The organism is Flavobacterium silvisoli (genome assembly GCF_004329815.1).
GTDB lineage: Bacteria > Bacteroidota > Bacteroidia > Flavobacteriales > Flavobacteriaceae > Flavobacterium > Flavobacterium silvisoli.
This window is the reverse complement of the sequence record NZ_SJPE01000001.1, coordinates 353,217-367,812: the sequence shown is the minus strand read 5'-3', so window position 1 is coordinate 367,812 and position 14,596 is coordinate 353,217. Positions and strand designations below refer to the sequence as shown.

Genomic DNA, 14,596 nt, shown 5'->3' with positions numbered 1-14,596 from the left:
TACGGCTTTTTTAATATGATTATTACTTGGCCGTAGTAATTTTTTTGATGTTATCAATCGTTGCTTGGGTTGGGTAGTAATACGGTGTTTTGTAAGTACCGTCTTTCTTAAGGAATGTAATAGTCCCTTTAGCAACATCTATTTTAGTGCTGAATTGTTTGTCTTGGATAAAATATTGAAAGAAGTCAGAACCTTTAAACTGATAGTCATTTCCATAATAACTTACTTTAACATTTTTTACGACTACCGAATCTTGATCAGCTTTCAATCCAAAATCAAGTCTTATGTGTGTTGGTATTCTTTCTTCAGACAAAGCAAAAGTCAATGTTTCAAATTGATTTCCGCCTTTTATACCAGACCAAACCGCATTTGTGCCTTTAAAATCAACTGTATTATCCTCTGAAAAATATAAAGCAAAATTATCGGCTTTGGATGCAGCTGCTTCTAATTCTACGCTGAAGAATTTATTAACATTCTTGTTTTCAATTACTGTTTCTTCTTTTTCTTTTTTACAAGATACTAGAAATGAGCTAACAGCAAATACAATCATTAAAAATTTAGTTCTCATTTTTCTTTTTTTTTGCAAATGTAATTAGGTTTTTCTTAAAAATCAATCTTCTTTAATTTAATATTTGAGATTAAGGCATTTCTGTCTAAACCATCTAACCAAAAATCATTAATGAATTCGATTTCCACTGTGAGGTTTTCATCTCTAGATTGTGTAAAATTCAATGTAAATTCTTTGGTTTCCTTTTCATCCAACTCAACGGTCTTTAACAATTTTGAATTTAGATAGATATTTATCTTTGCATTTTCATTTTTGATTTTTGTTCCCGGAAGACTTATTCCTGCAATTGTTAGCTGATAATTTCCTTTGGATAGATAAACCGGAGCTGATGATGATTTGGAGTTCTCAAAAAATGCTAGGTTACCATTTCCGTCAAATTTGGCATTTTGGAATTGGTTTAAGCGAATCATTTTTTCTTTATTGTCCATCTTTTTTAAGATGAAATGTTTCGCCCAACAATCATGTAACTCAATTGTTTTGTCTACCATATAGTTTTTATCCAGAAACTCTTGTATCTCAGGACTAACGGCATATGGCTTAGAATTTCCATCAATAAACCAAAATGACTCTTGAGGAACTGAATTTGTTTTTACATCATTAATATATGTGTCTAATGTTTTTTCATATACATTATTGATTTTAAAATCCTTATCAAGATAAAATGTAAGTAGCCAACCCCAGCTTGATATAATAGTTTCATTTTGTTTATTTATTTCCTTAATCTGAAAACAAATGTCATTGAACTGCGACTTGACTCTTGTTGTGTAATAACTTCTCTCAATTATCATGTTGTATAAAAATACGGATGAAAGTAAAACAGTACAAACGGTTTTTAATATGTCCTTTTTAATCAGTGAAATCGAAAAGGCAATAGAGAGTACTATCCCCGGAACTATTGGAATAAAGTACCTATGCAGAAATAAAGAAGATTCTCCCAAGGATTTAATTAATAGGAATATAAAATAAAAGAGGATCCACACCAAAATAAAAATTGATTTGAATATTGGTTTGTTATAATATTCATCTTCTTTATCCTTCTTTATGAATACTGCGAGCAAAACAATTAATAAGGAGAAAATTGTAACATAAAGAAAGATTATATTTCCTCCTGTTATTTGCGTCAAAACTTGTTTTCCATATTCATACGAAGGTTTTAAAACCCAAAAAGAAGTTATTTTAGAAGCATTTACCACTTTTTTATATACTGGCAAAAAAACTAATAACGTTACTATTCCGGCTATAAAAGCATATTTTATTGTTTCTATCCTTTCTCTTTTTGTTTTTAAAAACAACAGCGTTATTGCTACTACAAAAAAAACACTCAGTACACTTACAATTCCTATAGGTTGTGAGTTTGTTATCAACCCCGTACACAAACCTAAATAAATTGCATTTTTTAAATTCACTTTCTTCAAAAAAACTACTAACCTATAATGGGCCATTATGACAAAAAAGGCCAACATGGTATAAGATCGTCCTTCTTGAGAATATTCAATGTGAAATGGCTGGATTGCCAACAGCAAAGCAGCTATATAACCTAGAGTTTTTCCTGAAATTTCTCTACCCAATAAATACATCCCCCAAACACCTAATACTCCAAAGATGACTGAAACCAGACGGATTGTGTAAAGTGTGTGACCAAAAATAATTCCAAAAAATTTCACAATTAAAAAATAGAGATGTGGTATCCCATCTCGATTTAAATTCATCGTATTAAATTCCTTGAAAGGCAGGTCGGGATCCGCTTGTTTTAAGGTAAACAACTCGTCAATCCAAGCACCCTGAAATCCAAGATTATAAAATCTTAACAAGGTTGCCAATAAAAGAATTGCTATAAGTAAACCGTTAAATTTGATAACTTTTTCTGAGTTATTGACATTAATGTTTAGTGATATATTCATTTGTATTACTTTTCTGCAACAATTAAACAACTGCTACCAAACCCTATAGTCTTTATGTTTTTGATTCTTTTGTTTTCAAAATTCAATATACTTTTCAAGATGTTTGATATAAAATTATCACCCAGCGAATGCCTTTTTGTGTAATGATTTTCTTTCTTCACCTTTTTCAAACCTAATCGAAATGGAATAGCATTAAGGATAAATAACGGAATTGGCAAAAACGTAAAAAAATAGGTTTTGTATTTGACTTTAAATCCTATTCCTTCTAGTATGTCTGAAATTTGCCTAAGCGTATACCTTCTATAATGACCTGCATATACATCTTCTTCCGAAAACAACCACTGATGAGCCGGAACAGTTATATAAATTTTCCCCCCTTTTTTTAAGTAATTGTAATTATCCGTCAAGAATACGATATCGTTCTCAATATGCTCAACTACATCAAACAACCCAATATTATCGATTGAGTTTTCATCAAATTTTGCATCCAATAATGTAGAACAAATGACATCCTGAACTCCTCGTGCTTTTGCATTCAAACATCCTGCAATTCCGGGTTCAACCAAAACACATCTATAACCTTTCTTTTGAAGCATCGCTGAAAAAAAACCATTTCCGCCTCCGATATCAAAAAAAGACTCATTTTTAGAAAATTTATCTACAAGATTGGCAATACAATCATTTCGGTGATTAAACCAAAAGCTGTCATCTTCTAACTGAAAGCATTGCTGATTTCCTTCTTCCGGATATGAAATAGCAGATTGTTCATTTGCAAAATAAATTCCGTTTTTGAAGTATAAGTTAGGGTTGTTGTGAAAATCTGAATCCATCTAGTATAACATTTGATTTAGTACTGTATCAACATTCAATTCATAAAAAAGTGGTAATCTTACCAGACAATCTGTAAAACGATCCGTTTCTGATAAATTTCTTCCATCGTGTTTTCCTTCATAAAACGGACTTGAATGAAGACTTATATAATGAAATACTGGATGAATATTTTGTTTTCTGAGTTTTTCAATTAAAGCCGTGCGTTGTTCAATATTTTGGCAAACCAGATAAAACATATGTGCGTTATTAGTTGCATAATCAGGAATTACCGGCAATGCTACATTATGATCGATAGCGAATGTCTTTAGGTTATTTTGGTATTTTTCCCAATGTTGTTTTCTTACAGATTGAATCTTATCAAGATTTTCTAACTGTGCCCATAAAAAAGCCGCTATAACTTCTGATGGTAAAAATGAACTCCCTATATCTACCCAGCCATATTTATCTACCTCGCCTCTGAAGAATGAAGACCGATTAGTTCCTTTCTCCCAAATGATTTCGGCCCTTTTTATAAACTGTTCATCATTTACTGCTAATAATCCACCTTCTCCCGAAATGATATTTTTGGTTTCATGAAAAGAAAATGCAGCTAAGTGACCTATAGAACCCAATGCTTTTTTCACTCCATCTTTTCCAACGTAATAACTATCAATTGCCTGAGCGGCATCTTCAATAACAAATAGATTATATTTTTTTGCTAGATCCATAATGGTATCCATCTCACAGGCAATACCAGCATAATGAACCGGTACAATTGCTTTTGTTTTTGATGTTATTAGTGATTCCAGTTTCGTTTCATCTATATTCGGATGGTCTTTTCTACTGTCAGCAAAAACTATTTTTGCTCCTCTTAAAACAAAAGCATTTGCAGTAGAAACAAAAGTATACGATGGTACGATTACCTCATCACCTTCTTTTATGTTTATGAGGATGGCTGCCATTTCCAAAGCATCTGTACATGAGGTTGTAAGTAATGCCTTTTTGATGCCAAACCGATCTTCGAAAAACTGTTGACATTTTTGGGTGTATTTTCCGTTCCCGGAAATTTTACCTGATGCAACGGCGTCAGTTATATATTTCGTTTCCTCTCCTGTTAAATAGGGTTTATTAAATGGTATCATTATACTTGACTAATTAGCTATTTGTTGCCAAAATTCATCTGAGATAAAGCCTGCAGAAAAGGGAAGTGGCGGTGAAAACAATACATTTTTTTCATTAATTACAAGCTGTTCATTTTGATTTGTTACTATACCCGAAACAGAAAATATCCCACCAAGTAAGGCCAAACAGGAAGATTTAAAGACTGTATCAATTACGGATTCATCTTTTTCCCAATTGACCGAAAAACAAGACTGATATAAAATTTTACCTGCATCGACTTCTTCATTTACCATGTGGCATGTTCCTCCTATAAATCCAACATTCTGCATTTTTGCCTGAACAATTGTTTCCATTCCAATTACACCTCCAAATGCTGGCAACAAAGAATAGTGTAGATTTATGAATCTATCTGGAAATTGCGAGAGTGTTTCGATATCAATGATTTTATGTATGTTTGTTACAACAACGTCTGGTGCTAATTTCTTTAGTTCCTGCTGAAGTTCTACTGTATGATTTAGGTTATATTTTATTTTCTTAGAGTAGATATTTTTCTTCGAAGCAAATTCCAAAGCAGCACAATCTCTATCTGCAATGACGCCAATAACTTGAACATTCATCTTTAAAGTCTGCAAAGCATAATAAACAAACTTAAGCGATCCACCGCCTCCGGAAACAAGAAAAACAACCTTATTCATGGATTTTTTTGATTATAACATTTGGTCTGCCTTGTACTTGTCTGAAAATTTTATAAATATAAATACCAATTATTCCCAAAAAAGTTGAAATAATTCCAAGGATAAGTACATTTATTGCCACTATCGAAGTCCATCCCAATTGAACCTCATTCCAATGAATAATTTTTTCAACAGCAATGTACAGTATAAACAAAAAACTAAAAAACGATATAATAATCCCAAAATAGAAAAGCGCTTCCAAAGGTTTTCCCGAAAACGAAGTTATCGCCTGAAGCATCAGTTGTGCTCTTTTTTTAAAAGAATAAGTACTCGGCTGCGTGCGTTGTCCTTTTATGACCGGTATTCCTTTCTGATGGAAGCCAACCCAATACATCATTCCACCTATAAAAAGATTGGCATCTTGCAAGCGTAATAATTCCTTAACATATTGCTGTTTCATCAAGCGTTCGGTGAGTATATTATGTGGAATTTTAGTGTCTGACAATTTATTAATTAAAACCCAAAAAATACTTCCCGTTTTTTTCTCAATAAAATTCCCTTTTCTAACCTCCTGATACCCGTAAACAACATCTAAAGTATTGTCTTTCATCATTTCATAGTAGTATTCGACTAGTACATTTGGTGGTGTTTCCAAATCATTGTCTATTAAAAAAATGTACTCCCCTTTTGCGTATACCAGTCCTGCCTGAATGGCGTAATGATGACCAAAATTTCGAGATAAATCAATGATTTTTATCTGGTTGATTTCTCGCTTTTTTACTAAAAGGTATTCAACAGAATCATCAGGAGATCCATCATTTACAAATATGATTTCAAATTCATTGATTTCAATTTGTTTTATGGAATCAATCATTTCTCTCAAAAATTCTTCAAGAAAAGGCTTTGATTTGTACAATGTTGTAACTACAGATAATTTCATAACAACTCTATTCTTTCGTTGGATTGATAAATCAAATATCCCGAACGATCGTTACTGTTGTGTATTGATTTCAGGTTTTGTTCGAAAATTTTCTTCTCTATATCAAAAGTATTCTTTTTATTGAAATAAGGTAATAATTCTCTCGTTTCTTCGCATAAAAAAAACACCCCGGCATTATTTTTAATTTGCACGTAAGGTTTTTTAAATTCGTTTAAGGCACATTGAATAACTCCCTTTAAAAAGTCGTAGCCGGTTGATAACTCGACTAAATGAGATCCTATGAAATCACCACCCATTCTAGCTCCAACTTCAATAACAAAAACTTCTCCCTTGTCTGTAATTTTGAATTCTGAATGACCGGCTCCGTATTGTATATGCAGAGCATTCAGGCATTTAATGGTTTCTTCTTTTATACGTTTTTGTATCTGTTCAGGTAATTTAGATGGCTGATGATGTGCAAGCTCAACAAAATAAGGTGCATTGGTTGTTGTTTTGTCTGTGATGGCTAAAATAGTATGCTCCCCTTTCCATGAAATGGTTTCCACACTTACTTCAACTCCTTCTATAAATTCTTCAATGATTGCATTTTTTGCAAAAGATTCATCTATTGCTGTTGCTAGGGCAGCCGGAATTTCCTCCGAACTTTCAGCCTTGAATATTGCCCTACTTCCTGATCGGTCAACTGGTTTAATGATTACCGGAAAAGTAAAATCATCAATATTAAAAACTTCTGAATCAACTTTTCTAAATTTTGGAATATTGCAATTTCCTTTGACAAAAGCTTGCCTCATTGCCGACTTATTTGTAGAAATAATTGCAGATTCATAACTGTTTGCAATCAGCCCAAGCTCCTTTGCAACATAACAAATTGTTGGTACAGCCATATCAGTGGCTATAGTCGTAATTGCGTCAATGCCAATTTTTTTGCATTGTTCTAAAATTGTTTCCTTTTCGAGTATAGATATCGGATAAAAATAATCCGAAGCCTCTTTACAAACTGCTCCGTCTGGCCATGCAAAACAATGTGTTTCAAGTCCCATCTCTTTGGCTTTCAAAACCAAAGGCAATTGAAGGTAACTTGCTCCGATAATTGCCAGTTTTTTCATTTGAGTTTAATAATCTGAATGAAGCTTTTTATTGGTTAAACAGCTTAATTATAGTCTTTTTTTGATGAAAAATATTACTCTGAAATCAAAATTCGTTTTAAAGAGTCCTCCCAATTCTTAATCTCTAAACAAAATGTTTCTTTTATTTTGTTTTTATCCAAAACACTATATTTAGGCCTTTCTGCCGGAGTCGGATAACTAGAAGTAGGAATAGGAAGTAAATTTATAGTTATTTTGTTTATCTCGAATATTTTTCGGGCAAATTCATACCAACTGCATTGTCCTTCGTTACTGAAATTGTAAATACCAAAGTTGTTGATTGTTAGTTGTTGTCCTTCGACAAGCTCAGGATGACAATCGGTTAAGATTATACGGATTAAAGCTTCCGCCAAATCAACTGCGTGGGTTGGGGTTCCTATTTGATCATTTACTACCGAAAGTGTATCTCTTTCAGAAGCCAATCGCAACATGGTTTTCATGAAATTATTCCCAAACTGCGAATATACCCACGATGTTCTGATGATGTAATAATTGCTTAACACTTCCTGAATGGCTCTCTCACCGTCAAGCTTGGTTTGTCCGTAAACTCCGGTTGGATTGGGTTGATCCTCTTCAGTGTAAGGAGTAGTTTTACTTCCGTCAAAAACGAAATCGGTAGATACATGAAGCAATACAGCGTTGTGCTTTTGACACGTTTCCGCCAAATTTTTGGCACCGACCACATTAATTAAATATGCTTTTTCGGGTTCACTCTCTGCTTTGTCAACTGCCGTATAAGCCGCTGCATTGATACAATAATGCGGTTTATATTGGTCAAAAACTGCTTCACAATCTTGCTTATTGGTGATATCTAAATCGGCTGAATCACAAAAGACAAAAGTTATTTCCGGGTAATTACCGGAAACATACCGAAGAGCCTGCCCTAGTTGTCCGTTGGCACCGGTGACTAAAACTACCATACTTTTTTGGCATTTTCAAGTGTGGGCAGTAGTTTATCTTTGTCAGAAATAATCAAACTTTCAGCCAAAAGGTTCCAGTCAATGTTGATGGATTTATCATTGTAAATAATCCCGCCTTCGCTTTCTTTATTATAAAAATTGTCGCATTTATAAAAAAAAGTAGCCGTATTGCTCAACACTAAAAAACCATGAGCAAATCCGCGCGGTACAAAAAACTGTCGCTGATTTTCGCCACTTAAAAGTACCGACTCATACTGTCCGAATGTAGGTGAATCAGGTCTGATATCAACTGCAACATCAATCACCTCACCTTGTAAAACACGAACCAATTTGGCCTGAGCATGTTCTCCGGTTTGATAGTGTAACCCTCGCAAAACTCCTTTAGATGAATACGATTGGTTATCCTGAACGAAATGAACCGCTTTTCCGATTCCTTCTCCAAAGGTTTTTTCATTGAAACTTTCCATAAAATAGCCTCTTTCATCGCTAAAAATATTGGGTTCGATGATGTAACAGCCTTCCAGTTTTGTCGGAATAAAATTCATACGTTAAATCAAGCTTAGTAAATGTGTTCCGTATCCGCTTTTTAACAACGGTTGCGCTAATTTTTTTAATTGTTCCGAATCAATAAAGCCCATTTTATAAGCGGCTTCCTCAATGGCTCCAATCTTTAATCCTTGTCTTTCTTCAATAACCTGTACAAACTGACTGGCCTGCATCAGGGAATTAAACGTACCGGTATCGAGCCAGGCTGTTCCGCGATCGAGGATGCTAACTTTAAGCTTGCCTCTTTTTAAGTATTCTTTGTTGATATCGGTAATTTCTAATTCGCCTCTGTGGCTTGGCTTGATGTTAGCCGCTATTTCAACCACATCATTGTCATAAAAATATATTCCGGGAACTGCAAAGTTTGATTTTGGATTAACCGGTTTTTCTTCTATCGAAAGTACTTTTCCGTTTTCGTCAAATTCAACCACTCCGTATCGTTCCGGATCATGAACATGATAAGCGTAAATGATACCGCCATCCGGATTATTATTAGCCAGAAGCAAATCGGATAAACCGGTTCCGTAAAAAATATTATCCCCAAGAACCAAGGCAACCTTATCATTTCCGATGAACTCTTTCCCAATAATGAAAGCTTCTGCCAACCCATTCGGGTTTTCCTGCACCGCATATTCAAAACGACATCCTAACGCTTTCCCATCACCCAGAAGCTGCCTGAACAAGGGCAAATCATGGGGAGTTGAGATGATTAATATCTCACGAATTCCCGACCACATCAGAGTGGATAACGGATAATACACCATCGGTTTATCGTAAATAGGCATCAGCTGTTTACTAACAGCTAATGTCAACGGATGCAAACGGGTTCCGGATCCACCGGCCAATATAATTCCTTTCATAATTTAATTATTCATTTTAACTACTTGCCTTTTGTAATATGAATTGAAATTTCGTATCAAAATAAAACAAAAAACAAGCAACAACGGCAATGTAAATTTTAGATTTCCGTTAACTAAATCTTCATCTTTAATATTAACAGTGATGCTGTTATCTTTTACAACTCTATCTAAGTTAACCAACTCTATTCGGTGTGATCCTTGTTCTTTGATTAACTCATCTTTGGTTTTGATGACATCATTAAGTTGTGAATTCTCGTTATAGTAAACTAATTTATCACTCTTCTGACTGCCGTTAGTAGTATTTTTAAATGCATTTAAAAATCCATTGATTTGCGAAATGATAGAATCATTTTCCGTCATCTTGATTTTGATATTATTCAAATATTCCTTTTGTATCTGAACATAGTAATCTGTATTATTAAAATAATTCAAAAGGGGTTTAATAACCCTATCGTCCGTTACAGCTTTAGTTGTTTTAAAAGTTATCAGATGAAAAGGATAATTTTTACTGGTTAAATTATCGGTTACAATTTTTTTGATGTCGCCATCCTCAGCCATCAACTTCAATAAATCGAAATTCTTGTCTTTATCTTCGATAAACTTATAAATATCCGGAATAGGTTGTATTTCTATTTTTTTGAACTTTTTTGCGTCTTTAATACCAACTACATCTCTTAAAAAAACAGTGTCATTGTCTTCAATTTTTGAATTAATCAAATTAATTTTAGCATACAAATAATCGGTTGAACTAAAGTTTGGACATACTATAATCTGATTGTCAAATGATTTTGTTTTTTTATCTAAATAAGCACCGGCTCCTCCTCCTATTAATACCAATGCACCAATCCAAATGATATTTTTTCTGATGAAAAATACACCTCTGAAAATTTTACTGGAAATTCTTTCGAAAAATTTACCGATACCTTTTGAAATAACTGACAAATCAATTTCCTGATTGTCTTTATTGCTTTGAGATGTTTCGCTCATAAAAATTTATTTAACGTTAAAAATTTGTTCTAATATTTTAATGGTAATCAAATACGTTGGTTTAACTCCGGTTGTTCCCAATCCTCCTGAAGCCAGTGTGCTTCCGGTTTCCAAAGGATTATCAGAAGCATAATAAGCGTACCTTACCTTCACATTCGGGTGGATGCTCTTTCTGATTTTAGAAGCTGATTGGATGGCTTTTTGGTAGTAAGCTCCTTCCATTTCAAGACCGATTACTTCCCAGGTTGATTCGTGGAAAAACTTCAACAAATCCTTATTCTGAAGCGATGTTCCCAAAACCGTAACCATTGGCCCGGCAAAAACCGGAATGTCATTTCCTTCAAACATTTCAGCTGTCAGTTCGTTTTCAAAAGGATAATTATCTGCTGTTCCCTCGTTGATGTGTGCTGACGGAATCATAATGTCTCCTTTTCCTCCCTGCAAAATTCCGGCTTTACCCATGATAGAAACCGATTCTACATTGAGTAGTATTTTGTGTTTGCCATCTTTATACGGTTTTAATAATTCATCAATGGTTTCAAATGCCTGCTCACCAAAAGCGTAATCCATCACGATTAGCACCGGACTCACTTTTCCAACTTTAGCTTTCGGGAAACTTGATTTTGCCCAGTCAATTTTGGCGGTGTCAAAAATCTGTACGTCAATGTTGGTGCCTGATTGATCGGGTAACGAAATCATTCCGTGTTTGATGGCGAAGTCTACCACTTTATTTCTAACGGGGTCAGCTCCTGACTTGCTCAGTTCTTCGTATATAAAGAAATCCGATTTGTCTTTGTACTTTGGTTTAAGTACTGTGGTAGCAAAAATTGAATTCATCACACTGTGCATATTAGCACTGATGATGTGAATCGGTCTTTCGAGTAAATTATTGGCTTTGAGTGTTTCTTTAATATTATTGGCCCAAATTTCTCCGTGAATGTGGTGCCCCAATCGTTCTCTCAAAATCGGACTGAACGTAATGGTACGCTTGTTATTGTCAACAATTTCTTCGATGGCGAGTTTTCCTAACCAATAAATTACGTGCAGAAAACGATCCGGTTTTTCTTTAGTAGCAAATGAATCGTAAATATCAATCACTTCTGAAAAACTTCTTCCCAATACATTGGCTGCATGTGAAATGGCTCTTTCTTTTTCTATTTGGGTCAACTTTTTGTTTTGTATTACTACTTCTTCCAGTTTTTCCCAATCACGTGTAACCTCCCCTTCTATGTCGTCTAATAAAACCCTGTCTTTAATTTTATGCGATTCGATAAAAATAAAAGTAAGATGCGTCAAAATATCGTAGATGTCAGAGCGACCACGTGTGATTTCCACATTCATTTGTTCGTCATCAATGCGGTAACAATTTCTTCTTCTTTTAGGAGGAACTATCGCCTGAAAGTGCGATTTGGAATACCCTTCGTCTGAAGTCAAATTGATAAAACGACATTCTTCGATGCCCACCGGAAGCCTCTCGATTACATAAAGCAATCCGTTGAGTTCCACTTTTTCTTCGGCTATACTGCCGTAAATTTCTGGTCTTAGAGATAGCAAAGCCTCTCTTAACGTTTCCCCGGAAACACCCATCGGTTTATAAAAACCTCTGTTGAATAAATGTCTCATGGTAATGTACAATCGTTCGATAGCTGCCGACGATTCTTGCGCTCTGGAGCGCGAAATGTTCTTAATTTCTTTCATTAATTTATTTTTTCTAACCTGCAAATATAGGGTTTTTAAGTTTAGTTGGTCAGCACAAGATTTATAGCCGGTTCGTTAATCATCATTTTATCCGTGTTGCCTTGATTAGCCGGCTTGGTCTCCCGATTCCACTTTCCGCCATAGAAAGTATAATAGTAATCACTTGGCACGAAGTTGTAGAGCACAAACGGGTAGTATATTTTTTCGGTTCGGATGGTATTAGAATTCATATCTGTAACCGTCTTTTCTACCTTATTCTTTTCGATAATTAATTTTTCAAAACCAACGAAAAGTCCATTTTTGGGCATTCGAAGATTAAAATCACTAATGTTGAAATACGATTTTTTGACACCTTTATTAACGGTAACAATATAATCTTTCGTCAACATTTCTTCTCCCGGAAATCCAAATGCATCAACCGTGTAAAAGTGAAGCCTGATGGAGGCGTTTTCTATATTGCTATCGGTAAGAATGGTAACTTGCTTGAGAAACTTCGTTTTTTTATACTTGGGCAAATACGGAAAAAATTTAACATCTATCCTTGGTCCATTATCAAACGCCTGAGCTACATTATTCTTGGTGCTGCCAATTTCCAGAGATTTTGTGCCAAAACGCGGCAAAATAACGACCTCATCCAATTGAAACGTCTTGGGAACCATTTTTACTTCGGTAGCCTGCGACGCTTGAACTTTTCGTTTTTCATACCCCAAAGCCGAGAAAATTAAATGCCTGTTTTCTTTGGCATTGATACTGAATTCACCGTTTTCCTCTGAAGTAGCACCCGTTTTCTCGTTTTCTACAGCAATGTTTACATACGAAATTGGTTTTCCGGTGAGGCTGTCTTTTACGACACCTTTAATTTGGGCCGACATATAAAAACCCGTCAACAGCATTAACCCAAACACTATTTTATCTTTCATCTCTTCCTTTGTTATCTATTCTCTTTTTAACACATCCGCAATTTTTCTGTCGTTCGACAGCCTGGGCAGTTTATTTTGTCCGCCTAGTTTTCCTATCGATTTCATATAGTCTTGGAAACCGTTTTTGGCTACTTTAGTAATAACCAGCGTTCGCAAGACATTCCCCGATATTAGATCGTCATAATACGTGTTTTGTTTACGCATGGCCTCGTCAATTTTTAAAGCGAAATCATCAAGATTTTCGGGTTCATTTTCAAATTCAATCAGCCATTCGTGATAGGGCAATCCGCTAATCGGATTGATTTGTGGCGCCACGGTAAATTCGTTTACCCGTACATTGGTATTTTCCATAGCTTCTTTCAAAGCGCTTTCTACTTCTTTCCCGATAACGTGTTCACCAAAAGCTGATATGTAATGTTTGATTCTGCCAGAAACTATGACGCGATAAGGATTCAAACTCGTAAACTGCACGGTATCGCCTATGTTGTAGGCCCAAAGTCCGGCATTGGTGGAAATAATCAACACATAATTCATGCCCAATTCTACCTCACCAATCGTATGTCTTTTGGGGTTTTCGGTAAAAAAATCCTCGGCTTTGATAAATTCATAAAAAATGCCCGAATTCAATAAGAGCAACATTCCCTTTTCCTTTTGGGAATCCTGATAGGCAAAAAAACCTTCCGAAGCCGGAAACAACTCAATCGAATCGACTTTTCTTCCGATGAGATTTTCAAATTTGGCGCGATACGGTTCATAATTCACGCCGCCGTAAATGAACAAATTGAAGTTTTTAAAAATTTCTCCAACGGGTTTGTTTCCTTTCTGTTGCAACTTCTCAAAATACATTTGCACCCAGGAAGGAATCCCCGAAATGACGCTCATGTTTTCGTGAAATGTTTCTTCTACTATCGCATCTACCTTGGTTTCCCAATCTTCTATGCAATTGGTTTCCCAACTGGGCATGCGATTTTTTTGCAAATATTTCGGCACATAATGCGCTACTATTCCGGACAAGCGGCCGAGTTTGATGCCGTTTTTTTCTTCCAATACAGGACTTCCCTGCAGAAAAATCATTTTACCGTCTACAAAATCAGCTTTGCCGGTTTCGTGTATATAACTCAAAATAGCGTTGCGGGCCGCTTCAATATGATACGGCATCGATGCTGCCGTGAGCGGAATGTATTTGGCACCCGAAGTCGTTCCGGAAGTTTTGGCAAAATAAATCGGTTTGCCTTTCCAAAGGATATTTTCTTCGCCTTTGACCACGCGATCCACATAGGGCCGTAATGCTTCATAATCTCTAACCGGAACCCTTAGGGCAAAATCTTCAAAAGTCTTGATTTCAGAAAAACCATGGTCCTTGCCAAATTGAGTGTCTTTGGCAGCAGCCAACAATTCCCTGAAAATTTTTTTTTGGGTCGCTACCGGATTATTGACCCAGGCTTGGGTTTTCTTGTGAATGCTTTTAGCAAACAGTTTGGCGGCAAAAGATTTGATTGACATGG

The 14,596-nt window shown here is 35.2% G+C and carries 14 protein-coding genes; all 14 read right to left on the bottom strand.

What is annotated here, in order from left to right; translation table 11 throughout:
* Nucleotides 1–22: 22 nt before the first annotated feature.
* Entirely contained in the window at nt 23–568 is a 546-nt protein-coding gene (locus EZL74_RS01605; protein ID WP_131474839.1) for a hypothetical protein, read from the bottom strand.
* 35 nt (nt 569–603) lie between these two features.
* The gene (locus tag EZL74_RS01600) at nt 604–2,469 is read right to left on the bottom strand and encodes a glycosyltransferase family 39 protein (protein WP_131474838.1); all 1,866 of its coding nucleotides are present in this window, start codon (nt 2,467–2,469) and stop codon (nt 604–606) included.
* Nucleotides 2,470–2,474: 5 nt separating this feature from the next.
* Nucleotides 2,475–3,299 carry a class I SAM-dependent methyltransferase gene (locus tag EZL74_RS01595; RefSeq protein ID WP_131474837.1) on the bottom strand — a complete coding sequence of 275 codons (825 nt, stop codon included), beginning with the start codon at nt 3,297–3,299 and terminating at the stop codon, nt 2,475–2,477.
* Nucleotides 3,300–4,421, bottom strand: a complete 1,122-nt coding sequence (rffA, locus tag EZL74_RS01590) for a dTDP-4-amino-4,6-dideoxygalactose transaminase (RefSeq protein WP_131474836.1) — start codon at nt 4,419–4,421, stop codon at nt 3,300–3,302.
* Nucleotides 4,422–4,430: 9 nt separating this feature from the next.
* Nucleotides 4,431–5,096: a formyltransferase family protein gene (locus tag EZL74_RS01585; RefSeq protein ID WP_131474835.1), complete on the bottom strand. Its 666-nt coding sequence runs from the start codon at nt 5,094–5,096 to the stop codon at nt 4,431–4,433.
* Nucleotides 5,089–6,015: a glycosyltransferase family 2 protein gene (locus tag EZL74_RS01580; protein WP_131474834.1), complete on the bottom strand. Its 927-nt coding sequence runs from the start codon at nt 6,013–6,015 to the stop codon at nt 5,089–5,091. Before EZL74_RS01580 ends, EZL74_RS01585 begins: the two co-directional genes overlap by 8 nt.
* Entirely contained in the window at nt 6,012–7,121 is a 1,110-nt protein-coding gene (locus EZL74_RS01575) for an ATP-grasp domain-containing protein (protein WP_131474833.1), read from the bottom strand. The genes EZL74_RS01580 and EZL74_RS01575 overlap by 4 nt, the downstream gene beginning before the upstream one ends.
* 74 nt (nt 7,122–7,195) lie before the next feature.
* On the bottom strand, nt 7,196–8,080 hold the full coding sequence (gene rfbD / locus EZL74_RS01570; protein ID WP_131474832.1) for a dTDP-4-dehydrorhamnose reductase: 885 nt from the start codon (nt 8,078–8,080) through the stop codon (nt 7,196–7,198).
* Nucleotides 8,074–8,625, bottom strand: a complete 552-nt coding sequence (gene rfbC / locus EZL74_RS01565; RefSeq protein ID WP_131474831.1) for a dTDP-4-dehydrorhamnose 3,5-epimerase — start codon at nt 8,623–8,625, stop codon at nt 8,074–8,076. The genes rfbD and rfbC overlap by 7 nt, the downstream gene beginning before the upstream one ends.
* Before the next feature lie 3 nt (nt 8,626–8,628).
* Nucleotides 8,629–9,486 carry a glucose-1-phosphate thymidylyltransferase RfbA gene (rfbA, locus tag EZL74_RS01560; protein ID WP_131474830.1) on the bottom strand — a complete coding sequence of 286 codons (858 nt, stop codon included), beginning with the start codon at nt 9,484–9,486 and terminating at the stop codon, nt 8,629–8,631.
* Nucleotides 9,487–9,489: 3 nt separating this feature from the next.
* On the bottom strand, nt 9,490–10,473 hold the full coding sequence (locus EZL74_RS01555) for a calponin homology domain-containing protein (RefSeq protein ID WP_131474829.1): 984 nt from the start codon (nt 10,471–10,473) through the stop codon (nt 9,490–9,492).
* Nucleotides 10,474–10,479: 6 nt separating this feature from the next.
* Nucleotides 10,480–12,171 (bottom strand): DUF6909 family protein, encoded by a 1,692-nt coding sequence (locus EZL74_RS01550; protein ID WP_131474828.1) that lies wholly within the window; start codon nt 12,169–12,171, stop codon nt 10,480–10,482.
* Between the two features lie 41 nt (nt 12,172–12,212).
* Nucleotides 12,213–13,091, bottom strand: coding sequence for a carboxypeptidase-like regulatory domain-containing protein (locus tag EZL74_RS01545; protein ID WP_131474827.1), 879 nt, complete (start codon nt 13,089–13,091; stop codon nt 12,213–12,215).
* A 15-nt stretch (nt 13,092–13,106) separates the two neighbouring features.
* Nucleotides 13,107–14,594: a GH3 auxin-responsive promoter family protein gene (locus EZL74_RS01540; RefSeq protein WP_131474826.1), complete on the bottom strand. Its 1,488-nt coding sequence runs from the start codon at nt 14,592–14,594 to the stop codon at nt 13,107–13,109.
* Between the last annotated feature and the right edge of the window lie 2 nt (nt 14,595–14,596).

Excerpts from the sequence above, each read along its gene's own strand:
- EZL74_RS01540 (WP_131474826.1), bottom strand. The coding sequence starts at position 14,594 with ATGTCAATCAAATCTTTTGCCGCCAAACTGTTTGCTAAAAGCATTCAC.
- EZL74_RS01580 (WP_131474834.1), bottom strand. The coding sequence starts at position 6,015 with ATGAAATTATCTGTAGTTACAACATTGTACAAATCAAAGCCTTTTCTT.
- EZL74_RS01595 (WP_131474837.1), bottom strand. The coding sequence starts at position 3,299 with ATGGATTCAGATTTTCACAACAACCCTAACTTATACTTCAAAAACGGA.
- EZL74_RS01550 (WP_131474828.1), bottom strand. The coding sequence starts at position 12,171 with ATGAAAGAAATTAAGAACATTTCGCGCTCCAGAGCGCAAGAATCGTCG.
- EZL74_RS01585 (WP_131474835.1), bottom strand. The coding sequence starts at position 5,096 with ATGAATAAGGTTGTTTTTCTTGTTTCCGGAGGCGGTGGATCGCTTAAG.
- rfbD (WP_131474832.1), bottom strand. The coding sequence starts at position 8,080 with ATGGTAGTTTTAGTCACCGGTGCCAACGGACAACTAGGGCAGGCTCTT.
- rfbA (WP_131474830.1), bottom strand. The coding sequence starts at position 9,486 with ATGAAAGGAATTATATTGGCCGGTGGATCCGGAACCCGTTTGCATCCG.
- EZL74_RS01605 (WP_131474839.1), bottom strand. The coding sequence starts at position 568 with ATGAGAACTAAATTTTTAATGATTGTATTTGCTGTTAGCTCATTTCTA.
- EZL74_RS01600 (WP_131474838.1), bottom strand. The coding sequence starts at position 2,469 with ATGAATATATCACTAAACATTAATGTCAATAACTCAGAAAAAGTTATC.
- EZL74_RS01555 (WP_131474829.1), bottom strand. The coding sequence starts at position 10,473 with ATGAGCGAAACATCTCAAAGCAATAAAGACAATCAGGAAATTGATTTG.
- rffA (WP_131474836.1), bottom strand. The coding sequence starts at position 4,421 with ATGATACCATTTAATAAACCCTATTTAACAGGAGAGGAAACGAAATAT.
- rfbC (WP_131474831.1), bottom strand. The coding sequence starts at position 8,625 with ATGAATTTTATTCCGACAAAACTGGAAGGCTGTTACATCATCGAACCC.
- EZL74_RS01545 (WP_131474827.1), bottom strand. The coding sequence starts at position 13,091 with ATGAAAGATAAAATAGTGTTTGGGTTAATGCTGTTGACGGGTTTTTAT.
- EZL74_RS01575 (WP_131474833.1), bottom strand. The coding sequence starts at position 7,121 with ATGAAAAAACTGGCAATTATCGGAGCAAGTTACCTTCAATTGCCTTTG.